Raw genomic sequence first — 25,792 nt, forward strand, 5'->3', positions numbered from 1 at the left:
AACCGCGCGGTAGGAAAGGAAGGGCAGCACGGATGTCCATTTTCGGACAGGTCTGGCTGTGGAGCGCGGCGGCATTCGTGGTCGGGGTGCTGCTGACCTGGTTGTTCCTGGCCCGGCCCGCCCAGGCGAGAAGCCGGCACCTGGAGCGCAGGCTCCTGGCCGCGCAGAGCGCGCCCGCCGCGCAGCCGACCCGCACGATCGAGCGGGACCCGGTGTCCGCGCCGGTCGCGCGGAAGGAACGGGTCGGCGCCGAGACGCCCGAGGCGGAGGAGCACCACGCCACGCCGTCCTGGCTGGAGCGCGACAGCCTCGCCGGACGGTCGCCCGGGTATCAGCCGGGCTCCGAGATCGACGACGACTCGCTGTTCGAGCCGGAGGAGCCGCAGGCCGACGAAACGACGGTCTTCAACGCGTTCGGCCGCGAGCGGGACGACGCCGCCGAGCGTGGCGCGCTGTACGTGGGCGACACCGGGCTCGGCCGGGAGCAGGTCGCCGGGTACGGGCGTGAGGAGTCCGAGCGCGGCGCGCTGTTCGAGCCGGGCGAGGCCGCCGGCCACGGCCAGGCGGCTGAGCAGGATGAGGCCGGGTACGGGCAGGAGTCCGAGCGGGGCGAGGCCGCCGGATACGGCCAGGTGGCTGAGCAGGATGACGCCGGGTACCGGCAGGAGTCCGAGCTGGAGTCGCGCCACGGGCAGGGCGAGGCAGCCGGCTACGGCCACGTTGCTGAGCAGGATGACGCCGGGGCCGAGCGGAAGCCGCGCCATGAGCAGGGCGAGGCGCCGGGTTCGCTGTTCGAGCAGGATCGGGCCGGGCAGGCCGCGTTCGAGCAGGAGCAGCCTGCCGGGTCGTTGTTCCAGCGCGACGAGTCGCCCGCTGAGCGGACCACGTTGTTCCAGCCGGATCCGGCGCTCCGGGGTGAGGAGCGCGGCTCGTTCGAGCCGGACCAGACTCGCCAGGAGGAGCGTGGCTCGCTGTTCGGGCGGGACCGGGCTCTGGAGCCGGAGCGCGGGTCGCTGTTCGACCCCGACCACGCGCCCGAACCGGCGCGGGCGGACGAGTCGGCCTTCACGCCGTTCGCCGCGGCGGAGCCCGAGCCGCCGGCCTACGCGTTCGAGGACCGGCCGCAGCCCGAGGAGACGGCCACCGAGACCACCCAGGTCCTGCCCAAGCGGCAGCCGCGGCGGTCCGCGCACGCCTTCGACCCGCCGAAGCCGGTCCAGCCATCCATGCGGACCGTGGAGCGGCGCGAGCCCCGGCCCGAGGAGGGCGGCCGCAGCGGTTCGCTGTTCGAGCCGACCCCGCGGACGCGCGCGGACGGTTCGGTGCCGCCGGGCCCGTTCGGCCCCGGCTCGGCGATGCCGCGGCCCGGCGGCGGGAAGCCGTCGGAGGAGTTCACGGTCAAGGCCAGCGTCACCGCGCTGCGCTACTGCACCGAGGACTCGCCGCAGTACGGCCGCATGATCGCCGAGGTGTGGTTCCGCACCGCCGACGATGCCGAGCGGGTCGGGTTCCGGCCGCTCTGAACCAACGAAAGAAGCCCCGCACGAACGATTCGTGCGGGGCTTCTTCGTGCGATCAGTCGACCGTCCAGGTGTCCCTGCCGGTCAGCAGCGCCTGCAGGTCGGCCGGCTTGGCGGACCGGGCCTGTTCGACCTGGGCGCGGGCCTGGTCGTCGTAGGTGGGGCGGGTCACCTGGCGGAAGATGCCCGTCGGCGTGTGGTTGAGGTGCTGGTCGCCGATGCGGGACAACCCGAAGGCGTACGCGGTGTCGGTGATCGCCGGGTCGTGGACGATCAGCTCGGATTCGCCGACCTCCGCCACCTTGGCGATCTCGAAGCCGCCCCAGCGGTTGGGCACCACGCCGTACTCGGCTTCCGGGCCGAAGCGGATCGGCTCGCCCGCGCGCAGCGGGATGATCCGGTGCGCGGCTTCGTCGGAGTCCTTGAGGACGTCGAACGCGCCGTCGTTGAAGATCGGGCAGTTCTGGTAGATCTCCACCAGCGCCGAGCCGCGGTGCTGGGCCGCCGCGGTGAGCACCTCGGTCAGGCCCTTCTTGTCGGAATCCAGCGCCCGGCCGACGAAGGTGGCCTCCGCGCCCAGCGCCAGCGAGATCGGGTTGAACGGCGTGTCCACCGATCCCATCGGGGTGGACTTGGTGATCGTGCCCGGATCGGACGTCGGCGAGTACTGGCCCTTCGTCAGGCCGTAGATCCGGTTGTTGAACAGCAGGATCTTGATGTTGACGTTGCGGCGCAGCGCGTGGATCAGGTGGTTGCCGCCGATGGACAGCGCGTCGCCGTCACCGGTGACCACCCACACCGACAGGTCCGGTCGCGTGGTCGCCAGTCCGGTCGCGATCGCCGGGGCGCGGCCGTGGATCGAGTGCATCCCGTAGGTGTTGAGGTAGTACGGGAACCGCGACGAGCAGCCGATGCCGGAGACGAACACGATGTTCTCGCGCTTCAACCCGAGCGTGGGCAGGAACGACTGCACCGTGTTGAGCACGACGTAGTCCCCGCAGCCCGGGCACCAGCGCACTTCCTGGTCGGACTTGAAGTCCTTCGCCTTCTGGGTCTCGTCCGTGGTCGGCACCAGGTCCAGACCGCCCAGGGTGGGCAGGCCCAAGTCGGTGGCGGTCATCGGGTCAGCGCTCCTTCGATGATGTCGGTGAAGACGTGCTGGAGTTCCTCGGCCTTGAACGGCAGGCCGGCGACCTTCGTGTAGGAGTGCACGTCCACGAGGTACTTGGCGCGCAGCAGCAGGGCGAGCTGACCGAGGTTCATCTCGGGCACCACGACCTTGTCGTAGCGGGCCAGTACCTCGCCCAGGTTCTTCGGGAACGGGTTGAGGTGCCGCAGGTGCGCCTGCGCGATCGGCATGCCCTGCTTGCGCACGCGGCGGGCCGCGGCGCCGATCGGGCCGAACGTCGACCCCCAGCCCAGCGCCAGCACCCGCGCCTCGCCGGACGGGTCGTCGACCTCCAGGTCCGGCACGTCCACGCCGTCGATCTTGGCCTGCCGCAGCCGGACCATGTGGTCGTGGTTGTCCGGATCGTAGGAGATGTTGCCCTTGCCGTCCTGCTTCTCCAGACCACCGATGCGGTGCTCCAGACCGGGCGTGCCGGGCACGGCCCACGCGCGGGCCAGCGTCTCCGGGTCGCGCACGTACGGCCAGAACTCGCCGGACCCGTCGGCCGCGTTCGGCTCCGACGCGAACTCCACCGACAGATCAGGCAGGTCCTCGACGTTCGGGATCAGCCACGGCTCCGAGCCGTTGGCGTTCGCGCCGTCGGACAGGATCATCACCGGCGTCCGGTACTTCAACGCGATCCGCACCGCCTCGATGGCCGCCGCGAAGCAGTCGCCGGGGGACTGCGGCGCGATGACCGGCAGCGGCGACTCGCTGTTGCGGCCGAACATCGCCTGCAGCAGGTCGGCCTGCTCGGTCTTGGTCGGCAGACCCGTCGAGGGGCCACCGCGCTGCACGTCGATCACGACCAGCGGCAGCTCCAGCATCACGCCGAGGCCGATGGTCTCCGACTTCAGCGCCACACCGGGCCCGGACGTCGAGGTCACGCCGAGCGCACCGCCGTAGGAGGCGCCCAGCGCGGCGCCGATACCGGCGATCTCGTCCTCGGCCTGGAAGGTGATCACGCCGAAGTTCTTGTGCCGGGACAGCTCGTGCAGGATGTCCGACGCCGGCGTGATCGGGTACGTGCCCAGCAGGACCGGCAGCCCGGCGCGCTGCCCGGCGGCGACGATGCCGTAGGCGAGCGCGGTGTTGCCGGTGATCTGCCGGTAGGTGCCCTTGTCCAGCTTCGCGGGCGCCACCTCGTAGGTGGTGGCGAACGACTCGGTGGTCTCGCCGTAGTTCCAGCCCGCGCGGAAGGCCAGGATGTTGGCCTCGGCGATGTCCGGCTTCTTGGCGAACTTCTCGCGCAGGAACGCCTCGGTGCCCTCGGTCGGCCGGTGGTACATCCACGACAGCAGCCCGAGCGCGAACATGTTCTTGCACCGCTCGGCGTCCTTCTTGCCCAGCCCGGTGCCCTCCAGCGCGCCCTGAGTCAGGGTCGACATGGCGACCCGGTGCACCTGGAACGCCGACAGCGTGCCGTCCTCCAGCGGATCCGCGTCGTAGCCGACCTTGGTCAGGTTGCGCTTGGTGAACTCGTCGGTGTTGACGATGATCGTGCCGCCGCCCGGCACGTCACGCAGGTTCGCCTTGAGCGCGGCCGGGTTCATCACGACGAGGACGTCGGGGCGGTCGCCGGGGGTCAGGATGTCGTAGTCGGCGAAGTGCACCTGGAACGACGAGACGCCCGGGATCGTGCCCTGTGGCGCCCGGATCTCGGCGGGGAAGTTCGGCAGCGTGGCCAGGTCGTTGCCGAAGGCCGCGGCCTCCGAGGTGAAGCGGTCGCCGGTGAGCTGCATACCGTCGCCGGAATCACCCGCGAACCGGATGACCACGCGGTCCAGCTTGGCGACTTCAGTGGGCCGGCTCGCCGACAGCACACCGTTGCCGTTCGTGCTCGTGCTCATGGGTCAGAGAATCCCTCTCTCCCGACAGGCTGCGTCCTCGTCGACACGTGGCCGGTGGGCACACTTCCGCCGATACCTCCACCTTACTTGTTGTTCTGTGACGAGAATCGGCGGTGTGATACCGGTTACCCGTAACTTACGGTAGCGTCTACTTCCGCGTGGTGATCGTGGCCTGCATCGACGCGAGCCGTTCTGCGAAGTCGGGGGAATTCAGGGACTTCAGCTGCGGCTCGATCTCGGTGTCCACTGCGCGGGAATGCTCGGCCATGGTCGAGGTTTGCCGCATCGAGAGCTTGGTCGCCAGCACGACCTCGCGCGGTGCGTTCGCCGCCGGTTCCGCCAGTTCCAGTGCCGCCTCCAGCAGATCGTCGTGGTCGCCGTCCACGGTGCGCAACACCAGCCCGGCCGCCTCCGCCGCCGCGGCGTCGAGGGACTGGCCGAACAAGGTCATCGCCCGTGCCCGCTGGATACCCACCGCGCGCTGCAACATCCAGGTGAAACCGCCGCCGGGGTGCAGGCCGAGTTCGAGGAACCGCGGGATGAACTTCGCGCGCGGGCCGGCGAGGCGGACGTCCGCGGCCAGCGCGAGGTTCAGCCCGGCGCCAACGGCCGCGCCGCCGACCGCCGCGATCGTCGGCAGCGGCGACCGCGCTACCGCGAGGAAGCCCTCGTACACCGCGCGCAGACCCTCCTCCTGCGCGCTGCCCAGCGTCGTCAGGTCGGCCCCGGCGCAGAACGCGGGCGGGGTGCCGGTGACGACCAGCGCGTGCACGCCCTCGTCCTGCTCGGCCTCGGCCACGGCCGCGGCGAGGTCGGTGGAAAGCGCCAGGGTCAGCGAGTTCCGCCGCTGCGGGGCGTCGACGGTGATCACCGCGACCCTGCCGCGCCGCTCGGTCACGATGCGTTCGGTCATGCCCGCCATCATGTCGCGGGGTTGGGCGGGCGCTCAAGGAGCCGGGACAGCACGACCGTGGACACCGTGCGGTCGACGATCTCCAGCCCGCGCAGCCGCTCCAGCGCCGTTTCGAGCTGGTGGATGTCGGCGGCGCGCAGGTGCACGATGGCGTCCGCCGCGCCGGTGACCGTGTACGCGGCGACGACCTCGGGCAGCGGTTCCAGTCGCGCGCGGATCCGGGCCGGGGAGATGTTGCCGCGGCAGTGCACCTCGACGAACGCCTCGGTGCCCCGGCCCAGCGCCTCCGGGTCGACCACCGCGGTGAAGCCGCGCAGCACCCCGGTTTCGAGCAGCCGGTCGACACGGCGCTTGACCGCCGGCGCGGACAGCCCGACGACCTTCCCGATCTCGGCGTAGCTGGCGCGCGCGTTCGTCACGAGACACGAAACGATCTGCTGGTCAAGTGAGTTCACACGCAATGTTTAGCAGGTGGATGAGCAAGAAACAGCGATTGATTGTCCCTGAATCGAGACATACCGTGATGTCATGACGACTCGGGTTCCGACCACCCGGCGGTACCTCATGTGCCCGCCCCGGTTCTTCGCCGTCGACTACGCGATCAACCCCTGGATGGACCCGACGCAACCGGTCAGCGCCGAGCGGGCGATGACGCAGTGGCGCGAGCTGCGGGACACCTACCGCCGTCTGGGGCACACGGTCGAGGAGATCGAGCCGCAGCCGGGGCTGCCGGACATGGTCTTCGCCGCCAACTCCGGGACCGTGATCGACGGCCGGGTGCTCGGCGCCCGCTTCCGCGCCCCTCAGCGCGCCGCCGAGGCCGAGCACTTCCGCCGCTGGTTCACCGAGCACGGTTACCGCGACGTCGTCATGCCGACCTGCGTCAACGAGGCCGAGGGCGACTTCGCGTGGACCGGGCGGATGCTGCTCGCCGGCACCGGGTTCCGCACCGACCCCGCCGCGCACGCCGAAGCGCAGGAGGTGCTCGGGGTGCCGGTGCTGTCGCTGCGGCTGACCGACCCGCGCTACTACCACCTGGACACCGCGTTGTTCGTGCTCAGCGAGGCCACCGACACGACGCCGGCGCACATCGCCTACTACCCGGAGGCGTTCTCGGCCGGCTCGCGCCGCGTCCTGGCGCGCCTGTTCCCCGACGCCGTGCTCGCCACCGCGGCGGACGCGGAGTGCTTCGGCCTCAACGGGGTCTCCGACGGGCGCAACGTGGTGCTGCCACTGGAGGCCACGGACCTCGCCGAGCGGCTCGTGGTGCGCGGCTACGAACCGGTGCTCGTCGACATCTCCGAACTGCGCAAGGCGGGCGGCGGCCCGAAATGCTGCACGCTGGAGATCCGCAAGTAGTTCCCGTATCTCATTTCGAGATCGGTGCGCGGAACCGGCAGCAGTGTCTGTAACAGGTCCTTCTCATCTCCCGAATCAGGGGGCATGACCACCTGCCGACTCTGTGGCTCGACCCGGCTGGCGAGTGTCGTCGATCTCGGTGCGACTCCGCCGTGCGAGTTGTTCCTGACCGAAGCGCAACTCGACGAGTCGGAAAATACCTTTCCGTTGCACCTGCGGGTGTGCACGGATTGCTGGCTCGCGCAGATCCCGCCGTTGATCACGCCGGAGGAAACATTCACCGAATACGCGTATTTCTCGTCGTATTCGGAATCCTGGGTGGACCACGCGGGCAGGTTCGTCGCGGGCGCGGTGGACCGGCTGGGCCTGGACGGCGGCTCGTTCGTCGTCGAGGTCGCCAGCAACGACGGGTATCTGCTCAAACACGTTGTGGCACAGGGAGTCCGCTGCCTGGGGGTGGAGCCGTCGGTGAACGTCGGCCAGGCCGCGAGGGACGCGGGCGTGCCGACCCTCACCGCGTTCCTCGGACCGGAGACCGGCGCGGCGGTGCGGGCCGAGCACGGGCCGGCGGACCTGGTGGTGGCGAACAACGTCTACGCGCACATCCCGGACGTCATCGGCTTCACCAAGGGCCTGCGGGCGCTGGTCGCCGACGACGGCTGGGTGTCGATCGAGGTGCAGCACCTGCTGACGCTCATCGAGAAGACCCAGTACGACACGATCTACCATGAGCACTTCCAGTACTACACGGTGGCTTCGGCGCAGCGGGCGCTCGCCTCCGGCGGACTGTCCCTTGTGGACGTCGAACTACTGCCGACGCACGGCGGGTCGATCCGCCTGTGGGCCCGGCCCGCGGAGGCCGCGGGTGAGCCGAGCCAGCGCATGGTCGATGTGCTGGCCAGGGAGAAGGCCGCCGGGCTGCACGAGCTCTCCGGCTACACCGAGTTCGCCGCCCGGGTCGCCAAGGTGCGCCGTGACCTGCTGCGCTTCCTCGTCGATGCCGCCGACGACGGCCTGACCGTGGTCGGCTACGGGGCGCCGGGCAAGGGCAACACGCTGCTCAACCACTGCGGCATCCGGCCGGACCTGCTCGCCTACACGGTCGACCGCAACCCGTACAAGCACGGCCGGTTCACGCCGGGCACGCGAATCGCGATCCTGCCGCCGGAGCGCATCGCCGCGGACCGGCCCGACTACGTACTGGTCCTGCCGTGGAACCTGCGGGACGAACTGACCCAGCAGCTGTCCTACGTCGGGGAGTGGGGCGGCAAGCTCGTCTTCCCCATCCCCCGCCTGGAAATCGTCGAGGTGAACCCAACGTGAAGGTCGTCCTGTTCTGCGGCGGGTACGGGATGCGGATGCGCAACGGCACCGCTTCCGACGTGCCCAAGCCCATGGCCATGGTCGGTCCCCGGCCCCTGATCTGGCACGTCATGCGCTACTACGCGCACTTCGGGCACACCGAGTTCATCCTGTGCCTCGGCTACGGCGCCCACCACATCAAGGACTTCTTCCTCAACTACGAGGAGACCACGTCCAACGACTTCGTGCTGCGCGGCGGCAAGGCGGAACTGCTCTCCACCGACATCGCCGACTGGACGATTTCGTTCGTGCAGACCGGGATCGAGTCCCCGATCGGGGAACGGCTGCGCCGCGTGCGCGAGCACCTCGACGGTGACGAGATGTTCCTCGCCAACTACGCCGACGTGCTCACCGACGCGCCGCTGCCGTCGATGATCGAGCGGTTCGCGAAGTCCGAGGCCGGCGCGTCGATGATGGTCGTGCCGCCGCAGTCGTCGTTCCACTGCGTGGAGATGGACGAGGGCGGCCTGGTCGGTTCGATCACCGCGGTGAGCGAGATGCCGCTGTGGGAGAACGGCGGCTACTTCGTGCTGCGCCAGGAGGTGTTCGACCACATCCCGGAGAACGGGGACCTGGTCGCCGACGGGTGCGCCGAACTGGCCAAGCGCGGCCGCCTGCTGGCCTACCCGTACCGCGGCTTCTGGAAGCCGACGGACACCGTCAAGGAGCGCTACGCGCTGGACGAGGCCTACACGCGCGGGGTGCGCCCGTGGGCGCTGTGGGAGAAGGACCGAGTGCCGGCGTGATCGGACTGGTTCCGGAACGGCTCGAGCGGATCGTGGTGCTCGGCGCCCACTGCGACGACATCGCGATCGGCGCGGGCGGCACGCTGCTCACGCTGAGCCGCCCCGGGCTGCGGGTGGACGCGCTGGTGCTCTCCGGCGGCGGCACCGAGCGCGAGGACGAGGAACGGGCAGCGCTCGCGGCGTTCTGCCCCGGCGCGGACCTCGACGTGACCGTGCTGAAGATGCCGGACGGGCGGCTGCCCGCGCACTGGGACGAGGCCAAGAACGCGCTGGAGGAGCTGCGGGCGCGCACCGATCCGGACCTGATCCTCGCGCCGCGCACCGACGACGCCCACCAGGACCACCGCGGCCTTGCCGAGCTCGTGACCACCGCGTTCCGCGGGCACCTCACCCTCGGCTACGAGATCGTCAAGTGGGACGGCGACCTGACCACGCCGTCGGCCTACGTCCCGCTGCGTGACGAACTCGCCGAGAAAAAAGTGGAATTGCTGCAACAGCACTACGCCTCGCAGCGACATCGTCCTTGGTACGACCGGGAGGCGTTCCTCGGGCTGGCCCGCATTCGGGGGATCGAATGCCAGGCGCGGTACGCGGAGGCCTTCCACGTCAGGAAGCTGTGTCTCCGGGTGGAGGGTTGAGTCATGCGTGTGCTGCTGACCGGGCACAAGGGGTATCTGGGCACGGTGATGGCGCCGGTGCTCACCGCCGCGGGTCACGAGGTGACCGGGCTCGACTCCGGTCTGTTCGACGAGTGCGTGCTCGGCCCGAAGCCTCAGGACCCGCCAGGGCACCGGGTGGACCTGCGGGACGTCACACCCGCGCAGGTGTCCGGTGTGGACGCTGTGATCCACCTGGCGGCGCTGTCCAACGACCCGCTGGGCGCGCTCGCCCCCGAGCTGACCTACGAGATCAACCACAAGGCGGCCGTCCGGCTGGCGCGGCTCGCGAAGGACGCCGGGGTGTCCCGCTTCCTGTACGCGTCGACCTGCTCGGTGTACGGCGCCTCCGGCGGCGCGGACCTGGTGAACGAGGACGCGCCGCTGCGGCCGGTGACGCCGTACGCGGAGTCGAAGGTGCTGGTCGAGGACGACCTGCACGAGCTGGCCGACGACGACTTCTCCCCGGTGTACCTGCGCAACGCCACCGCGTTCGGCTTCTCCCCGCGGTTGCGCGCGGACATCGTGCTGAACAACCTGGTCGGGCACGCGTGCCTGTCCGGTGAGGTGCTGGTGCTCTCCGACGGCACGCCGTGGCGGCCCCTGGTGCACGCGAAGGACATCGCGCGGGCCTTCGCCGCCGCGCTCGTCGCGCCCCGGGAAGCCGTGCACGACAAGGCCTTCAACATCGGCACCGAGCTGAACAACGTGACCGTCGCGGAGATCGCCGAGCAGGTCGTCGAGGCCGTGCCCGGCTCGCGGTCGCGGATCACCGGCGAGGCCGGCGCCGACCCGCGCTCCTACCGGGTCGACTTCTCTCGCTTCCGTGCGGCTGTCCCCGGCTTCACCTGCGAGTGGTCGGTCAAGGCCGGCGCGGTCGAGCTGGTCGAGGCCTACCAGCGGCACGGGCTCACCCACCGCTCGTTCGAGCAGAGCTTCACCCGGCTCGCCCGGCTCAAGCAGCACCGCGAGGCCGGCGCGGTCGACGACACCCTGCGGTTCGTGTGATGCACGACGGAGCCTGGATGCACGCGCTGGTGGAGCGGTTGTACCCGCTCTGCCGCAGCATCACGGGCGACGGCGTCCGCGCCACGCTGGACATCATCGGCGAGCACATCGCGCTGGACCGGCACGAGGTGCCCACCGGCACGCAGGTCTTCGACTGGACCGTGCCGCAGGAGTGGAACATCCGGGACGCCTGGATCGCCGACGCCGACGGCAAGCGCGTGGTCGACTTCGCCGAGTCGAACCTGCACGTCGTCGGTTACAGCGTGCCGGTCTCGGCGACGATGAGCCTGGCGGAGCTGCGGCCGCACCTGCACACCCTGCCGGATCGCCCGTCCTGGGTCCCGTACCGCACCAGCTACTACTCGCCGGCCTGGGGTTTCTGCCTCGCGCAGGAGACGCTGGACGCGCTGCCGGAGGGCGACTACGAGGTCCGGATCGACTCCACGCTGGCCGACGGGCACCTCAGCTACGGCGAGCACGTGGTGCCGGGGCAGGTCGCCGACGAGGTGATCGTGTCCTGCCACATCTGCCACCCGTCGCTGGCCAACGACAACCTGGCCGGCGTCGCGGTCGCGATCGCGGTCGCCAAGGCGCTGGTGAACCCCTGGTACACCTACCGGTTCCTGTTCATGCCGGGCACGATCGGCGCGATCACCTGGCTGGCGCGCGACGACGTCGACCGGGTCGAGCACGGGGTCGTGCTCGCCTGCGCGGGCGACCGGGGCGACCTGACGTACAAGCGCAGCCGCCGGGGCGACGCGGAGATCGACCGCGTGCTGGAGCACGTGCTGCGGGACCGTCCACACCGGATCTTGGACTTCTCGCCGTACGGCTACGACGAGCGCCAGTTCTGCTCGCCCGGGTTCAACCTCGGCGTCGGCTCGCTCACCCGGACCCCGTACGCCGGCTACCCGGAGTACCACACGTCGGCGGACAACCCGGACTTCGTGTCACCGGCGGCGATGGAGGACACGCTCGCCGTGCTGCGCGAGGCGTTCGCCGTGCTGGACCGCAACCGCCGTTACACGAACCTGAGCCCGTACGGCGAGCCGCAGCTGGGCAAACGCGGGCTCTACGACTCGCTCGGCGGCCGCAGCGACGCCAAGCAGGCCCAGATGGCGATGCTGTGGGTGCTGAACCTCTCCGACGGCGACCACGACCTGCTCGACATCACCCGCCGATCCGGCCTGGAGTTCGACGCCGTCGCCGCGGCGGCCGACGCCCTCCGGGACGCCGGCCTGGTGGCGGGGTGATCGCATGACGACCACCGGCCGTCACCGCAAATCCGGCGCGAAGCCTTCCGGGCTGCGCGCGATGGCCGGGCGGCTGTCCTGGGGCCTTGGCGACCAGGCCGTGTCGAGCCTGACGAACTTCGCGGTCGGCATCTACGTCGCGCGCGAGCTGGGCGTCACGGCGTTCGGCATCTTCAGCCTCGCCTGGGTCACCTACGGCGTGCTGATCAACATCTCCCGTGGTTTGGCGACCGATCCGCTGATGGTGCGCTTCAGCGGTGTCGGCACCGGCGTGTGGCGGGCGGCGGTGGCCCGGTCGTCAGCGACCGCGCTGGCCGTGGGCGCGCTGGCGGGCCTGCTGAGCGTGGTGTTCGGGATCGTGGTGCGCGGGAGCCTCGGGCCCGCGTTCGTCGCGCTCGGCGTCATCCTGCCCGCGCTGCTGCTGCAGGACAGCTGGCGGTTCGCGTTCTTCGCCTCCGGCGAGGGGCGGAAGGCGTTCGTCAACGACACACTGTGGGGCGTCGCGCTGATCCCCGCGATGGTGCTGGCCGACCTGCACGGCAGCGTCGTCGCGTTCCTGCTGGCCTGGGGCGGCGCGGCCGCGGTCGCCGCCGGGTACGGCTACCTGCAGACGGGTCTGCGGCCGAGCCTCGACGGGGTGCGGTCGTGGCTGCACGACCAGCGTGACCTCGGCCCGCGCTACCTGGTGGAGAACGTCAGCAACAGCGGTGGCTCGCAGATCCGGATGTACGGGCTCGGCGCGATCGCCGGGGTGGCGGCGGTCGGCACCGTGCGCGGTGGCGAGCTGCTGCTCGGCCCGTTCCTCGCGGTGCTGATGGGTCTGGCGTTCGTCGCGGTGCCCGAGGCGGCCAGGGTGGTGCGCCGCAACGTGCGGCGGCTGAGGACGTTCTGCCTGGTCCTGGGCGGGAGCCAGGCACTCGCCGCATTGCTGTGGGGCGGTGCGCTGCTGCTCGTGCTGAACGACCGGCTGGGCGAGCTCCTGCTCGGCGACGTCTGGCACACCGCCGAGGCGATGATCATCCCGGCCACCCTGTCCGTCTTCAACGCGAGCTTCATCACCGGCGCCGCGACCGGCCTGCGGGCGCTCGGCGCGGCCAAGCGCAGCATGCGGTGCCAGCTCGTGGCGTCCACGCTCTACGTGATCGGCGGCCTGTCCGGCGCGGCGATCGGCGGCGCCGTCGGGTCCGGCTGGGGCGTCGCGTGCGCCACCTTCGCCGGTGCGTTCGTGTGGTGGAGCCAGTTGCACGTCGCCGTCCGCGAGCACGTTCCCGAGGAAGCGAGGACCCCATGACGACCGCACCGAGACTGAGCATCGGCCTGCCCGTCTACAACGGGGAGAACTACGTCGCCGAAGCCGTCGACAACCTGCTCGCCCAGACCTTCGCCGACTTCGAGCTGATCATCTCCGACAACGCCTCCACGGACGGCACCCAGGAGATCTGCGAGAAGTACGCATCGAAGGACGAGCGCATCCGCTACCTGCGGCAGCCGCGCAACATCGGCGCCGCGCCCAACCACAACTTCGTGGTGCAGGCGGCGCGGGGCGAGTTCTTCAAGTGGGCGGCGCACGACGACCTGTTCGCGCCGGAGCTGCTGGCCAAGTGCGTCCAGGCGCTCGACCGGCACCCGGAAGCGGCGCTCGCGCACTCGTACATGGCGATCGTGGACGAGCGGGGTGAGGTCATCGAGAACTACGACTACGGCCTGGCGACCGATTCGCCGGACGCGGCGGTCCGGTTCCGCAGCCTGATGTTCACCGAGGGCGGCGACGACTTCTACGGTGTGATCCGCACCTCGGTGATGCGGCGGATCGCCCCGCACGAGAGTTACCACAACGCCGGCCGGAAGCTGGTCGGCGAACTCGCCCTGCACGGCACGTTCGTGCAGGTCCCGGAGGTCATGTTCTTCCGTCGCGAGCACCCCGGCCGCGGCGACAACCTGGGCTCGGTGCAGAAGGTCTGCGCGAACCTGGACCCGCGCCGCACGGGGCAGTCGAAGGCGCGGTTGTTCGCCGAATACCTGGCCGGGTACGTCACCGCGATCCGGCGCGCGCCGCTGTCGTCGAGCGAGCGGCTGCGCTGCTACGGCGTGCTCGGCGAGTGGCTTGGTGGCAAGCCATTGCGGAAGGTGGGTCTGCTTTCGTGACGCGTATCGGGTTCTTCGGCATCCTCGGTTCGGGCAACCTGGGCAACGACGGGTCGCTCGACGCCGTATTGAGTCACGTGCGAGAGCGATATCCCGACGCGGAGCTGGGTTTCCTGGCGATGGGCCCCGAGCAGCTCACCGCGCGGTACGGCGCGCCGGCGACGCACCTGCAGTGGTACGAGCCGCACGCGGGTGACGCGACCGGGCTGCGGGCCGCGGGGCTGAAGGTGCTGGGCAAGCTGCTGGACCCGTTCCGGACCCTGGCCTGGGTGCGGAACTACGACGTGGTGATCGTGCCCGGGATGGGCGTGCTGGAGGCGACGCTGCCGCTGCGGCCGTGGGCACTGCCGTACTCGCTGTTCTGGCTCGGCGCCACCGCGCGGCTCACCGGCACCAGGGTCGCGCTTGTCAGCGCCGGCGCCGACGTGGTGCGCAAACGCGCCACCCGGTGGGTCATCACGCGCGCCGCGCGGCTGGCGCACTACCGCTCCTACCGGGATGAGCACTCGCGCCAGGCCATGGCGCGCATGGGTGTCGACGTGAGCGCGGACGCCGTCTTCCCCGACCTCGCGTTCGGGCTGGCCGATCCGGAGCCGCGGTCCTCGACCGGGGCCGTCGGGGTCGGGGTGATGGCCTTCCACGGCGGCAACGACGACCGGGCCCACGCGGACGAGATCAACCGCGCGTACCTGTCGACGGTGAAGCGGTTCGTGCGCCTGCTGGCCGACGAGGGCCGTCCGATCCGGCTGTTCACCGGTGACGTCGCCGACGACGACGTGCCCGCGGAGATCATCGCCGCGGTGCCGGGGGCGGACATCACCGCCGAACCGCTGACCTCGCTGCAGGACCTCATGCGCCGGATGGCCGAGGTCGACGTCGTCGTCGCCACCCGCTACCACAACGTGTTGTGCGCACTGAAGACCGCGAAGCCGACGATCTCGCTGGGCTACGCGCGCAAGAACGACGTGCTGATGTCCGCGATGGGCCTCGGCGAGTTCTGCCAGTCCGCGCGGGAGCCCGACTTCGACCGGCTCGTGGCGCAGTTCCGCGAGCTGGAGGACCGGCGCGAGGAGCTGACCGCTGTCCTCAAGGAACGCAATCGTGTGATGAGCGAGCGGCTGGAGCGCCAGTTCGCCATCATGTCCGAATCCGTCGTCGAAGGGAGCCGGACGTGAAGGCCGTTCCGGTAGCCGGCATTGCCGGGGCCTGGTTGTTCGAACCAACACCGCACGTGGACGCGCGCGGGTTCTTCTCACGCACGTTCGACCGCGAGGTCGTCGCGTCCGTCGGCATCGACCCGGACTGTTTCGCGCAGGACAGCCTGTCCCGGTCGGTCAAGGGCGTGATCCGCGGCATGCACCTGCGTTCCGGCGCGGGAGAGTCCAAACTGGTCCGCTGCTCCTACGGCGAGGTGTTCGACGTGGTGGTCGACCTGCGGCCGGACTCGCCGACCTTCCGCAACACCGAGTACTTCCGGCTCTCCGGCGACACCCAGGTCACCGTGTACGTGCCTGCCGGCTGCGCGCACGGCTTCCAGGCGCTGACCGAGCCCGCCGACGTCTCCTACCGCATCGACCGGCCGCACGACCCGTCCGAGGACGTCACCATCGCCTTCGACGACCCCGACCTGGCCATCCCGTGGCCGCTTCCGGTGACCCTGACCTCCGACCGCGACCGAAGCGCGCCCTCGCTCGCCGAAGTCCTGAGAACCCTGAGGTGACAGTCATGGACGCGCAGAGCCTGCCCCGGTCCACCGAGGTCAACGAGCGTCTGCACCGGATCGTCCCCGGCGGCGCGCACACCTACGCCAAGGGGGAGGACCAGTATCCCGAGGGTCTGGCGCCGGTCATCTCGCACGGCCGCGGCGCGCACGTGTGGGACATCGACGGCAACTCCTACATCGAATACGGCTCCGGCCTGCGCGCGGTGAGCCTCGGGCACGCGCACCCGCGGGTGGTCGAGGCCGCGCGGCGCGAGCTGGAGCGCGGCAGCAACTTCGTGCGGCCGTCCATCGTCGAGCTGTCCGCGGCGGAGAAGTTCCTGGCGACCGTGCCGACCGCGGAGATGGTCAAGTTCGCCAAGAACGGCTCGGACGTCACCACCGCCGCGGTGCGGCTGGCGCGTGCGGCGACCGGGCGCCCGGTGGTCGCGATCTGCGCCGACCACCCGTTCTTCTCCACCGACGACTGGTTCATCGGCATCACCGGCATGCCTGCCGGGATCCCGCCGCAGATCACCGGACTCACCGTGCGCTTCCCGTACGGCGACCTGGCCGCGACCGAGGAGATCCTGCGAAACCACGACATCGCGTGCCTGATCATGGAGGCCGCGACCGGCGTCGAGCCGCCGCCGGGGTACCTGGAGGGGATGCGCGCGCTGGCCGACCGGTACGGCGTGGTGCTGGTCTTCGACGAGATGATCACCGGTTTCCGCTGGTCGGAGGCGGGCGCGCAGGGCTACTACGGGGTGACGCCGGACCTGTCGACGTTCGGCAAGGCCCTCGGCAACGGGTTCGCGGTGTCCGCGCTGGCGGGCAAGCGGGAGCTGATGGAGCTGGGCGGGTTGCGGCACTCCCGCGAGCGGGTGTTCCTGCTGTCCACCACGCACGGCGCGGAGACGCACTCGCTGGCCGCCGCCATGGCCGTGATGGACACCTACGTCGAGGAGGGCATCTCGGCCCGGCTGCACGCCCTCGGCGAGCGGCTGGCCTCCGGCGTCCGGGACGTGGCGGCGGCGATGGGCGTCGGCGAGCACGTCGTGGTGCGCGGCCGGGCGAGCAACCTGGTGTTCGGCACGCTCGACGAGCAGCTGCGGCCGTCCCAGCCGTACCGGACGCTGTTCCTGCGCCAGCTGGTCGCCGGTGGCGTGCTCGGGCCGTCGTTCGTGGTGAGCAGCGCGCTGACCGAGGCCGACATCGACCGGACGGTGGACGTGGTGGCCCAGGCCTGCGCGGTGTACCGGAAGGCGCTGGACGTCGAGGACCCGACGCCGTGGATCGGCGGCCGGTCGGTCAAGCCGGTGTTCCGGCCCTACGCCTGACGCGGTCGAGGAGCCAGGCCGTCACCGGCACGACGACGAGCGCGACGCAGAAGCCGCCGAGCGTGTCCGTCGGGTAGTGCACGACCATGCCGAACTGCGCCCACGCCTCGGCGGCGCCCGCCGTGACCGCGGCGTAGAGCACCACCGCCGTGGCCGCGGGCGGGCGCAGCCGCAGCCGGTCGGCCATGACGAATGCGAACACCAGGACCATCGCCGTCACCACCGCGGTGTGCCCGCTGGGGAACGACAGGTGCGGGCCGTTGATCGTCCGCCCCACCACGGGTTTCAGCAGCGTCGTCACGGCCACCGACAGACCGGGCCCGAGCACGGCGAGCAGCGCGGTGCGCCGGTGCCCGAGCACCAGGCACAGCACGATCAGCGCGGCCACGAGCAGGCCTGCGCCCGCCGGTTCGCCCGCCAGGCCCAGACCCTTGGCGGTCACCCGCTGCGCCGACGGGTACGGGATCGCGCCGCCCGACGAGTCCAGGATCCAGCGGTCGAGAGCGCTCGCCGAACCGGCGCCCGCGACGCGCACGGCCAGCACCGCGACGGTCACCGCGGCCGGGATCGCGAGCGCCAGCAGCGGGCGCCGCAGGGCGTCGGGCAGGGCGGTTCGCGTGGGTAGCCCGGCGGTGGTCACCGTTGGGAGTCGGTCCCGCCGCGGGGTTCGTTTCGCAGTAACAGGGGAGTGATCATCGGCGACTGGCAGGTGAAGCCGCCAGCTCCGGGAGGGCCGCCATGCGCGTACGGGCATCCGACATCTCGGCTCGCACCATCGGTGACGAGACGATCGTGCTCAGCCTGTCGACCTCGAAGTACTTCACCATCACCGGTGTCGGCACGCGGCTGTTCGAGCTGCTCGCCGAGGACCGCTCGCTGGACGACCTGGTCGGCGCGATCACCAGCGAGTACGAGATCGACGCGGACACCGCGCGCCGCGACATCGAGGCGTTCCTCGGCAGGCTCCGCGATGCCGAGCTCCTCCACTGAGGCGCCGCCGCGCCTGTCCACACTGGACATCGCGGCCGGACGCCCGCTCGGTTCCGCGCCGTTCCCGCTCGGTGAGCCGGCGGATCCGGTGCTCGCGCTGCGGAACGCGTTGCGGCCCGCGTTGCTGCGCGATCCGTGCGTCATCGCCTTCTCCGGTGGGCGGGACTCCTCGGTGCTGCTGGCGGTCGCCGCGGACCTCGCCGCGCGCGAAGGGCTCGCGCCGCCGATCGCGCTCACTTTTCGCTACCCCGGCGACCAGGCCGCGGACGAGTCGGCCTGGCAGGAATCGGTGATCCGGCACGTCGGCGTCGAAAGCTGGGTGCGCCGCGAGATCGGCGACGAGCTGGACCTGATCGGGCCGCTCGTGCAGCCGGTGCTGCGTGCCCGCGGCCCGGTCTACCCGGCCGCGCTGGGCAACACGGTGCTGCTCGCGTCGCACGCGCCGGGCGGCAGCCTGGTGACCGGCAACGCCGGGGACGAGGTGCTCGGCGGGCACCGGCTCGGGACGCTACGTGCGGTGGCGCGCCGTCGCGGCCGCGGGATGACCGCGGCGGACTGGGCGCGGTTCGCGGTGTGCGCGGCGCCCGGGTTCGCCCGCCGCGAGGTGGCCCGCCGCTCCGTCCCGATGCCGTGGCTACGGCCGGACCTGCGGCGGGTGGTCTGGCGCGAGGCCGCGGACCGCCCGCTGCGGTGGGAGACCAGCGTGCGGACAGCGTTGGCGACGCGCGCGTACGCGGTGGGTTTCCGGACGCGGGCCGATGCCGCGGCGGAGCACGACTGCGAGCTGGTCGAGCCGTTCGCCGATCCGTCCTTTGCGGCCTCCTACGCGGCCGGGCGGCCGGTGACCCGCGCGGCGGGCACCCGGCTGGTCGCGGACGGGCTGCTGCCGGAAGCGGTTCTCCAGCGGCGGGACAAGGCGCGGTTCAACGCGTCCCGGTTCGGGCGGCGGTCGCGGGAGTTCGCGCGGAACTGGAACGGCCGCGGCGTCGACGGCGCACTGGTCGACCCGGACGCGCTGCGCGCCGCGTGGCTCGCCGACGAGCCGCCCGCGTCCACGGCGATGCTGCTGCAACAGGCGTGGCTGGCGACATGAGGAGGCGGCTGGCGTGGGAGGTGCTGCGCGCGCTCCCGCCGATGGTGCGGATCGAGCTCAGCCTGCGGCGCGCGGACCTGCGGGAGACCTGCCGACGGCTCGGTGTGCGGTGCGACCTGACCAGCGCCGTGCCGCCCGCCGACGAGCCGCCCGTGCTGCCGCGGTGGTCGCGGGCGCCGATCCGGGCCTCGTACTTCGTCGTGTCGCGGTGGCCTGCCGGGGACACCTGCCTGCGGCAGTGCCTACTGATCGGCCACCGGCTCCGGGCTCTGGAGCCGGTGCTGCGGATCGGTGTGCGGCGCGAGGCGGACGGCCGGTTCTCCGCGCATTCCTGGCTGGAGATCGACGGCAAGGCGCTCGACCCCACGGCGGGGCGGTACGCGGTACTCGGATCGGCAGGGTGACCACAATGGACTTCACGTACCGGGCGCACGGGCTGACCGTGTGGAGCGACGTCGAGCTGGCGCTGCCGGCCGGGGACGGCGGCGAGCCGGACCTGGTGCTGCGCCGGGGCGCCGACCGGGAGGTGCCGCGCGCGGAGCTGCCCGGGCGGTGCCTCGCCGAGCTGGCGAAACCGGACGGGCGGGTGTTCTACACGATCGCCACCGACGGCGACCGGACCGTGCTGCGCTATCCGGGACTGTGCGAGTTCGCGGGCGATCCGTTGCTGCGCGAGGTGACCTACCACCTGGACCCGGCGGCCGACCACGGGTTGCTGACCGTGCTCGCGACGGGCACGCTGCTGGCCGTGCACCTGACGCTGAACTCGCACCTCGTGCTGCACGCGAGCGCGGTGCGGGCAGGCAAGCGGGCGCTGGCGTTCGTCGGCGCGTCCGGGATGGGGAAGTCCACTCTGGCCGCGGCGCTGTGCGGGCACGGGTGTGACCTGGTGGCCGACGACGTGCTGCGGGTGGACCCCGGCGGGCTCGTGCACCCGGGAAGCACGGAGAACCGGCTGCGGATGGCGGCGCGGGGCCTCGCCGGGGGAGCCGATGCGGCGGACGTGCGGCCGACCGCGGACGGGCGGCTGGCCCTGCGGTCGCCGGTGTACGCGGACGCGTTGCCGTTGGCGGCGTGCGTGATCCCGCGGCCGAGCCGGTCCGCTGTGGACGTTTCCGTCGTGCGGCTCACCGGGGCGCGGGCGTTCCTGCGGATGAGCCAGTTCCCGCGCGTGCTCGGCTGGCGCGATCCAGCCGTGATGGACTTCGCGTTCCAGGGGCTGGCCGACCTGGTCGCGCAGGTCCCGGTCTTCGAGGCGACCGTGCCGTGGGGCCCGCCCTTCCGCGACCAGGTACTCGCGAACCTGCTGTCCGCCCTCACCTGACCGCGGGCTTGGGCGTCACCGGTAGGCCGCTGACTGGAGGCGGTACAGCTCGGCGTACTGGCCGGCGCCCACCATCAGCTCGTCGTGCGTGCCGCACTCCACCACGCGGCCCGCGTCGAGCACGTAGATCCGGTCGGCCATGCGGGTGCTGGAAAAGCGGTGCGAGATCAGCAGCGCGGCGCGCCCGCCGAGCATCGCGCGGACGTCGGCGAACAGCTCGTGCTCCGCGCGCGGGTCGAGCGCCGCGGCGGGCTCGTCCAGCACGACCAGCGACGTATCCCGGTAGAGCGCCCGCGCCAGCGCCACCCGCTGCCACTGCCCGCCGGACAGGTCGGAACCCTCGTCCAGGTCCCGGCCGAGCATCGTGTCCAGGCCGTGCGGCAACTCGCGCGTCACCCCGAGGACACCCGCGCGCCGGGCCGCGTCGTGCACCGACTCCTCGTCGCCCGGCCGGTCGCCGTCGCTGATCGTGATGTTGTCGCGCAGCGTCATCTGGTATCGCACGAAGTCCTGGAAGATCACCGTCACGGAGGCGCGGATGTCGGCGGGCGGGGCGTCCGCGCCGTCCCAGCGGCGCGTGCCGAGGTCCGGGTCGTACAGCCCGGCGACGATCTTGGCCAGCGTCGTCTTGCCGGACCCGTTCTCGCCGACCAGCGCGACCACCTCACCGGCGCCGATCTCGATGTCCACCGCGTCGACCGCGGGCCGATCCTGCTCGGGGTAGCGAAAACTGATGTCCCGCAACACGATTCCCTGCCGCAGCGGCCGCTTCTCCCCGGTAGCGGGCGACGGCGGGGCGGAGGCGACGAACCGCTCCAGGTCGGCCAGGAACGGCGCCGACTCGAGCAGCCCGCCGATCGAGGTGAACAGGGTGCCGAGCTGGCTGCTCAGCAACCGCACCGCGATCGCGGCCGCGCCCGCGGCAGGCAGGTCGATGCGGCCGCTGCGCACCAGGCCGATGATCGCCAGCAGCGCGGCCGTCAGCGACAGCGCGACGCCGATCGTGGTGAGACCGGCGATCAGCTGCCGCCGCCGGACCTGTTGCCGCAGCTGGACGTTGATGCCGGCGTTCAGCTCGCGGTGGCGCTCGCGCAGCGGCTTCGTCGAGTGGAAGGCACGCAGCTCCGCCGCGTACGGGCGCTGGGTGAGCAGCTGCCGCAGGTAGTTGCGGCGGCGGAACAGCGGGGTCAGCCGGTGGGCGAACGCGAACTCGGTGCGGCTGGCCCACCTCGCGAGCAGCACCGCGGGCAGCCCGGCGGCGAGCAGGATCGGCACCAGCAGCGGTTCGACGCCGATCAGCACCGCCGACATCGTGACCACGCCCAGCAGGCTGCCGGTAAGGCCGAGCAGCGCGGTGGTCACCGCGAACGGCCGGGTGAGCGCGTTCTGCTGGACGCGTTCCAGTGACGTGGCGAAGCCGGCGGACTCGTAGGTGACCAGGTCCGCGCGCGCCGTGGTGTCCAGCACCCGGTCCCACACCCGCTGCGACACGCGCTCGCCGAGCAGCCGGTGCTGCTGGGTCTGCAGGGCGCCGACCGAGCCGGTCAGCGCCGTCATGAACGCCAGCGCCAGCAACGAAACGGTGAGGCCGAAGCGCGCGCTCTCCGGTTGCAGCAACGCGTCGAAGGTGAGCTTGCTCGCCGCGACCACGCCGAGCGCGCCGACGGCGCCGACGATCTGGTAGATCGCCGCGGTCACGGTGCCGAACCGGTCGGCCGCGGCGACCTCGCGCGTCGCGGCCGCGATCAGCCGTGGCGTGGCCGCCGAAGCCCGCGCGATGCTTGTGATCCCCACCGTCGAATGGTACCGCCGGGAAAGCGTATTCCAAGAATTGTGGCGGTACCGGTTGGACAACGTCACCAGCACATTCGGCGAGTGGTTGTAACGGCTTGACACATTTCGGCGAATCCCGATCGAGGTCCTTGGGTTCTCGCTCGTCGACGATTAACGGAAAGGAGTGACATGAAGAAAGAGTACGCCGCCCCGGACATCGAGGACATCGGCTCGTTGTCCGAGCTCACGCTCGGTCAGTCGTCGGGAAGCCGACTCGACGCCGATTTCGCCGCCGGCACCATCTTCGGAGACCTGACCTTTTCATGACCCCGGTTTTCCCGTTCCTGCCAGCGGCGGGGGGAGGTGAACACATGCGCGAGCCCTACACCACCCCGGAAATCACCCTGTTGGGTTCGGTGACGGACTTGACACAGGCGAACCTGTTTGGTTCTTCGCCGGACAACCTCACGTGGGCGATCCCGATTCTGGGCGACAACGACGCCTACTCGTGATGCGTTTCCCGGTCACGGGGCCGGCGGTCGGCCGCCGGTCCCGTGACCACCTGTCCCCGTCCGCCGACTGTCCGGAAGTGAGCACCCGGTGGCGCTGTACACAATGGACCGACTGGAGATCGCGGGTGGCTGGATCAACGGGTACGACCTCATCCCGCTGCCGCTGGGCGATCCCGGCGAGCCGCGGCGGGTGCTGGACCGGATCCTGCTCGGCCACCTGAACCGCACGCCATGCCTGGTCGCCTTTTCCGGTGGCCGGGACTCCTCAGGGTTGCTGGCCGCGGCGGTGGCGCTGGCGCGACGCGAAGGGCTGCCGCTGCCGGTGCCGATAACGCTGCGTTATCCGGCCGCGCCCGAGTCGGACGAGACCGCGTGGCAGGACGCCGTGCTCACGCACCTCGGCGTCACCGAACGGATCGCGCTGACCGTGGACGACGAGCACGACCCGGTCGGGCCGGTCGCGACCGCGGTGTTGCGGCGGCACGGGCTGGTGTGGCCGCCGAACTTCGCGCCGACCTGGCGGATGATGGACGCGGCGCGCGGCGGGGTGTTGCTGACCGGCGAGGGCGGCGACGAGGTGTTCGGGCTGAAGCGGATCACGCCGTTGACGAAGGTGCTCAAGGCGCGGGGCCGGGTGCGGGCGAGCGTGTTCCCGGACGCGGTGCGTGCGCTGGCGCCGGCGCGGGTGCGGCGGCGGGCGGCGCTGCGCAACCGGCACCAGCGGCCGTGGCTGCGGCCTGTCGCGGCGGAGTTGCTCGCCGAACGGGACGCGGCGGACGCGGCGGCGTATGAGCTGCACGCCGGCCGCCATGCGTGGCAGTTCACGACGCGGCGGTGCGCGCGGCTGGGTTACCAGAGCGTGCGCACGCTGGGGTCCGAACTGGACTGCCGGTACGTGCAGACGTTCGCGGAGCCGGATTTCGTGGCGGCGATCGCGCGGGCCGCCGGGTTCTGGGGCTGGAGCGGACGGACGGCCACGATGCGCGACGTGTTCGGCGACTTGCTGCCCCGGGAGGTCCTGGAACGCAGGACGAAGGCGACCTTCACGGGCGCGGTGTTCACCGAACGGACGCGGGCGTTCGCGCGGGAGTGGACCGGCCGTGGGGTGGACCACGAGCTGGTGGACGCGCAGGCGTTGCGGGATGGGTGGCTGTCGCCGGGGCCGCCCGCGCCGTCGATGACGTTGCTGCAGCAGGCCTGGCTGGCGACGGCCCGGTAGGTGGTCCGGGTGCGCCGGGCCGCGGGTCCTGCTGTGGCGTTGCCGCAGCGGGCTTGGCTCGCGACGGTCCGTCAGGTGGTGCCGGTGAGGGCGCGGCTGGTGCTGGGGGCCGGCGTTCCCGCGGGAGTGGACCGGCTGCCGGCCACGGGTCCTGCTCTGGCGTTGCCGCAGCGGGTCTGGCTGGCCACCGCCCCGTGGGTGGTATCGACAAGTCCTGGTTGTCCGCACCACGCGCGGATCATGCTGGGGACGTGGAACGGAACGAACTCGCGGACTTCCTCCGGCGTCGCCGGGCGCTGCTCCAGCCTGCGGACGTCGGGGTGCCGTCGGGCGGGCGGTGCCGGACTCCGGGGCTCCGCCGCTTCGAGGTCGCCCAGCTCGCCGGCATGTCGCCGGACTACTACGCCCGCCTCGAGCAGGGCCGCGGCCCGCGTCCGTCGGCCGCCGCGCTCACCGCGCTGACCCGCGCGCTGCGGCTGACCGTCGACGAACGCGGCCACCTCTTCCGGCTCGCCGGCCACCAGGCCCCGCCCCGCACCGGCGGTGACGAGCACGTCAGCCGCGGCCTCCTCCGGCTGCTGGACGGGCTCACGGGCCTGCCCGCGCTGATCGCCACGGACCTGAACGTCGTGCTCGCCCAGAACGCGATGGCCGACGCGCTGCTGGGTGAGCGGTCCCGCTTCCGGGGCCTGGCCCGAAGCTGCACCTACCGGTGGTTCACCGACCCGGCGATGCGCGAGCGCCACCCCGCCGAGGACCACGACCACGAAAGCCGCGCCCAGGTCGACGACCTGCGCGCCACCCTCGCGGCCCGCCCGAGCGATCCGGCGGCCCGCGAACTGGTCGAGCCGCGCCGGGCAGCGCCGCGGTGTCCCAGCTGGAGCTGCTTTCCGTGCTCGGCCAGGAGACGTTCACCACCCGAGGAGAAGCATGACCTCCCACCGGATCGCCGCCCTGCTCACCGCCGCCCTCCTCACCGTGGGCGTCCCGGCGAGCGCGGACACCGGCGGCACCCGCCTGGCCGACGTGCGCGTGCTCGCCCACTTCGACCGGGCCGTGGGCAGGCCGCCGAGAGCATCGCGCCGGAGCCCGGCGGCGGTGCGGTCGTCGGCATGATCCCCGCCCGGCAGGTGGTGCGGGTCGCGCCGGACGGAGCCGTCCGGGTGCTCGTCACGATGCCGCTCCCGCCGGACGGCGGCGGGACGACGCCGGTCGTCGGGACCCCCGTGGTCACCGGGGTGGCCCGCTCGGACCGCGGCGACGTGTACTTCCTCTACTCCGCGGGACAGGGCGGGCTGACCGGGACCTGGCAGGTCCGCGCCGGGACTCCCCGGCTCGTCGTGCCGCTCCCCGCCGACGCCATGCCGAACGCCCTGGTCATCGACGGCGACCGCTTCCTGGTGACCGACTCCGCGGGCGGGCGCATCTGGCAGGCCCCGCTGCGTGGCGGCGCGGCAACCGTGTGGTCGGCGGGCCCGGCACTGGCGCCGGACGGCTTCTTCGGCGCGAACGGCCTGAAGGTCCACGACGGCGCCGTGTGGGCGAGCAACTACGACCGGGGCACCATCGTCCGCATCCCGCTGACCGGCGGCCCCGCCGAGGTCCGGGCCACGGGCCTGGCCGGCGTCGACGACTTCGACTTCACCGGCCGGGGCGACGAGATCCTCGCCGCGATCAACCAGGACAGCAAGCTCGTGCGAGTGGGCGCGGACGGCTCCCGGGAAACCCTGCTCGACGCCGGGGACGGCATGCAGGGCACCACCGCCGTCGCGGTCCGGGGGAGCCGGGTCTACGTGGCCAACGGCGCCAACCTGGTGGGCGACGACTCGAACCTGCTGGTCGCGCGGCTGCGGCGCTGACCA

General features: G+C 71.7%; 26 protein-coding genes. 20 read left to right on the forward strand and 6 right to left on the reverse strand.

The window, feature by feature from the left end:
* Positions 1 to 32 precede the first annotated feature (32 nt).
* Positions 33 to 1,523: a sunset domain-containing protein gene (locus tag AMETH_RS39580; RefSeq protein ID WP_017986459.1), complete on the forward strand. Its 1,491-nt coding sequence runs from the start codon at positions 33 to 35 to the stop codon at positions 1,521 to 1,523.
* Positions 1,524 to 1,575: 52 nt separating this feature from the next.
* Here AMETH_RS39580 and AMETH_RS02490 read toward each other — a convergent pair whose 3' ends face one another.
* The 4 genes from AMETH_RS02490 to AMETH_RS02505 form a co-directional block, all read right to left on the reverse strand.
* Entirely contained in the window at positions 1,576 to 2,640 is a 1,065-nt protein-coding gene (locus tag AMETH_RS02490; RefSeq protein ID WP_017986460.1) for a 2-oxoacid:ferredoxin oxidoreductase subunit beta, read from the reverse strand.
* Positions 2,637 to 4,538, reverse strand: coding sequence for a 2-oxoacid:acceptor oxidoreductase subunit alpha (locus AMETH_RS02495; protein WP_017986461.1), 1,902 nt, complete (start codon positions 4,536 to 4,538; stop codon positions 2,637 to 2,639). The genes AMETH_RS02490 and AMETH_RS02495 overlap by 4 nt, the downstream gene beginning before the upstream one ends.
* Positions 4,539 to 4,686: 148 nt before the next feature.
* Positions 4,687 to 5,451, reverse strand: a complete 765-nt coding sequence (locus tag AMETH_RS02500; RefSeq protein WP_017986462.1) for an enoyl-CoA hydratase — start codon at positions 5,449 to 5,451, stop codon at positions 4,687 to 4,689.
* A gap of 8 nt (positions 5,452 to 5,459) precedes the next feature.
* Positions 5,460 to 5,906 (reverse strand): Lrp/AsnC family transcriptional regulator, encoded by a 447-nt coding sequence (locus AMETH_RS02505; RefSeq protein WP_020417436.1) that lies wholly within the window; start codon positions 5,904 to 5,906, stop codon positions 5,460 to 5,462.
* Between the two features lie 73 nt (positions 5,907 to 5,979).
* On the opposite strand from AMETH_RS02505, the gene ddaH reads away from it, so the two are divergent.
* The 11 genes from ddaH to AMETH_RS02560 all read left to right on the forward strand — a co-directional run bounded on the left by ddaH (position 5,980) and on the right by AMETH_RS02560 (position 17,019).
* Positions 5,980 to 6,810: a dimethylargininase gene (ddaH, locus tag AMETH_RS02510; protein ID WP_017986464.1), complete on the forward strand. Its 831-nt coding sequence runs from the start codon at positions 5,980 to 5,982 to the stop codon at positions 6,808 to 6,810.
* Positions 6,811 to 6,894: 84 nt separating this feature from the next.
* A complete protein-coding gene (locus AMETH_RS02515; protein WP_026153733.1) occupies positions 6,895 to 8,133 on the forward strand; it encodes a class I SAM-dependent methyltransferase in 1,239 nt (412 codons plus the stop codon).
* Positions 8,130 to 8,918: a sugar phosphate nucleotidyltransferase gene (locus AMETH_RS02520; protein WP_017986466.1), complete on the forward strand. Its 789-nt coding sequence runs from the start codon at positions 8,130 to 8,132 to the stop codon at positions 8,916 to 8,918. The genes AMETH_RS02515 and AMETH_RS02520 overlap by 4 nt, the downstream gene beginning before the upstream one ends.
* Positions 8,915 to 9,556: a PIG-L deacetylase family protein gene (locus tag AMETH_RS02525; RefSeq protein ID WP_017986467.1), complete on the forward strand. Its 642-nt coding sequence runs from the start codon at positions 8,915 to 8,917 to the stop codon at positions 9,554 to 9,556. The genes AMETH_RS02520 and AMETH_RS02525 overlap by 4 nt, the downstream gene beginning before the upstream one ends.
* A gap of 3 nt (positions 9,557 to 9,559) precedes the next feature.
* Positions 9,560 to 10,582 (forward strand): NAD-dependent epimerase/dehydratase family protein, encoded by a 1,023-nt coding sequence (locus AMETH_RS02530; RefSeq protein ID WP_017986468.1) that lies wholly within the window; start codon positions 9,560 to 9,562, stop codon positions 10,580 to 10,582.
* Positions 10,582 to 11,835 carry a DUF4910 domain-containing protein gene (locus AMETH_RS02535; RefSeq protein ID WP_020486761.1) on the forward strand — a complete coding sequence of 418 codons (1,254 nt, stop codon included), beginning with the start codon at positions 10,582 to 10,584 and terminating at the stop codon, positions 11,833 to 11,835. Before AMETH_RS02530 ends, AMETH_RS02535 begins: the two co-directional genes overlap by 1 nt.
* Before the next feature lie 4 nt (positions 11,836 to 11,839).
* Positions 11,840 to 13,126: an MATE family efflux transporter gene (locus AMETH_RS02540; protein WP_017986470.1), complete on the forward strand. Its 1,287-nt coding sequence runs from the start codon at positions 11,840 to 11,842 to the stop codon at positions 13,124 to 13,126.
* Entirely contained in the window at positions 13,123 to 13,980 is an 858-nt protein-coding gene (locus tag AMETH_RS02545; RefSeq protein WP_017986471.1) for a glycosyltransferase family 2 protein, read from the forward strand. The genes AMETH_RS02540 and AMETH_RS02545 overlap by 4 nt, the downstream gene beginning before the upstream one ends.
* Entirely contained in the window at positions 13,977 to 15,155 is a 1,179-nt protein-coding gene (locus AMETH_RS02550; protein ID WP_017986472.1) for a polysaccharide pyruvyl transferase family protein, read from the forward strand. Before AMETH_RS02545 ends, AMETH_RS02550 begins: the two co-directional genes overlap by 4 nt.
* Positions 15,152 to 15,700 (forward strand): dTDP-4-dehydrorhamnose 3,5-epimerase family protein, encoded by a 549-nt coding sequence (locus tag AMETH_RS02555; protein ID WP_026153734.1) that lies wholly within the window; start codon positions 15,152 to 15,154, stop codon positions 15,698 to 15,700. The genes AMETH_RS02550 and AMETH_RS02555 overlap by 4 nt, the downstream gene beginning before the upstream one ends.
* A 5-nt stretch (positions 15,701 to 15,705) precedes the next feature.
* Positions 15,706 to 17,019 carry a glutamate-1-semialdehyde 2,1-aminomutase gene (locus AMETH_RS02560; protein ID WP_017986474.1) on the forward strand — a complete coding sequence of 438 codons (1,314 nt, stop codon included), beginning with the start codon at positions 15,706 to 15,708 and terminating at the stop codon, positions 17,017 to 17,019.
* On the opposite strand, the gene AMETH_RS02565 is transcribed toward AMETH_RS02560, so the two are convergent.
* Entirely contained in the window at positions 16,991 to 17,659 is a 669-nt protein-coding gene (locus AMETH_RS02565) for a phosphatase PAP2 family protein (RefSeq protein ID WP_017986475.1), read from the reverse strand. The two genes, AMETH_RS02560 and AMETH_RS02565, sit on opposite strands and share 29 nt — an antisense overlap.
* Before the next feature lie 98 nt (positions 17,660 to 17,757).
* Between AMETH_RS02565 and AMETH_RS02570 the strand changes: the two genes are divergently transcribed.
* Genes AMETH_RS02570 through AMETH_RS02585 form a run of 4 tightly spaced genes read left to right on the forward strand, consistent with a single transcriptional unit; the run spans position 17,758 to position 20,426 of the window.
* Positions 17,758 to 18,009: a PqqD family protein gene (locus AMETH_RS02570; RefSeq protein WP_017986476.1), complete on the forward strand. Its 252-nt coding sequence runs from the start codon at positions 17,758 to 17,760 to the stop codon at positions 18,007 to 18,009.
* Positions 17,990 to 19,102, forward strand: a complete 1,113-nt coding sequence (locus AMETH_RS02575) for an asparagine synthase-related protein (protein ID WP_017986477.1) — start codon at positions 17,990 to 17,992, stop codon at positions 19,100 to 19,102. Before AMETH_RS02570 ends, AMETH_RS02575 begins: the two co-directional genes overlap by 20 nt.
* Positions 19,099 to 19,506 carry a lasso peptide biosynthesis B2 protein gene (locus tag AMETH_RS02580; RefSeq protein ID WP_223843040.1) on the forward strand — a complete coding sequence of 136 codons (408 nt, stop codon included), beginning with the start codon at positions 19,099 to 19,101 and terminating at the stop codon, positions 19,504 to 19,506. Before AMETH_RS02575 ends, AMETH_RS02580 begins: the two co-directional genes overlap by 4 nt.
* A gap of 5 nt (positions 19,507 to 19,511) precedes the next feature.
* Positions 19,512 to 20,426 carry a hypothetical protein gene (locus AMETH_RS02585; protein WP_017986479.1) on the forward strand — a complete coding sequence of 305 codons (915 nt, stop codon included), beginning with the start codon at positions 19,512 to 19,514 and terminating at the stop codon, positions 20,424 to 20,426.
* A gap of 15 nt (positions 20,427 to 20,441) precedes the next feature.
* Here AMETH_RS02585 and AMETH_RS02590 read toward each other — a convergent pair whose 3' ends face one another.
* Entirely contained in the window at positions 20,442 to 22,220 is a 1,779-nt protein-coding gene (locus tag AMETH_RS02590; protein WP_017986480.1) for an ABC transporter ATP-binding protein, read from the reverse strand.
* Between the two features lie 168 nt (positions 22,221 to 22,388).
* Here AMETH_RS02590 and AMETH_RS37680 point away from each other — a divergent pair, with 168 nt between their 5' ends.
* The 4 genes from AMETH_RS37680 to AMETH_RS35465 all read left to right on the forward strand — a co-directional run bounded on the left by AMETH_RS37680 (position 22,389) and on the right by AMETH_RS35465 (position 25,789).
* Positions 22,389 to 22,526, forward strand: coding sequence for a lasso RiPP family leader peptide-containing protein (locus AMETH_RS37680; RefSeq protein ID WP_017986481.1), 138 nt, complete (start codon positions 22,389 to 22,391; stop codon positions 22,524 to 22,526).
* A 44-nt stretch (positions 22,527 to 22,570) separates the two neighbouring features.
* Positions 22,571 to 22,711 carry a hypothetical protein gene (locus AMETH_RS38535; protein ID WP_017986482.1) on the forward strand — a complete coding sequence of 47 codons (141 nt, stop codon included), beginning with the start codon at positions 22,571 to 22,573 and terminating at the stop codon, positions 22,709 to 22,711.
* Positions 22,712 to 22,814: 103 nt separating this feature from the next.
* Positions 22,815 to 23,930, forward strand: coding sequence for an asparagine synthase-related protein (locus AMETH_RS02595; RefSeq protein ID WP_038532662.1), 1,116 nt, complete (start codon positions 22,815 to 22,817; stop codon positions 23,928 to 23,930).
* Between the two features lie 251 nt (positions 23,931 to 24,181).
* A complete protein-coding gene (locus AMETH_RS35465; RefSeq protein WP_051079486.1) occupies positions 24,182 to 25,789 on the forward strand; it encodes an MmyB family transcriptional regulator in 1,608 nt (535 codons plus the stop codon).
* The last annotated feature ends 3 nt before the right edge of the window (positions 25,790 to 25,792 follow it).

This window comes from Amycolatopsis methanolica 239 (assembly GCF_000739085.1).
In the GTDB taxonomy this organism is placed as follows: Bacteria; Actinomycetota; Actinomycetes; order Mycobacteriales; family Pseudonocardiaceae; genus Amycolatopsis_E; species Amycolatopsis_E methanolica.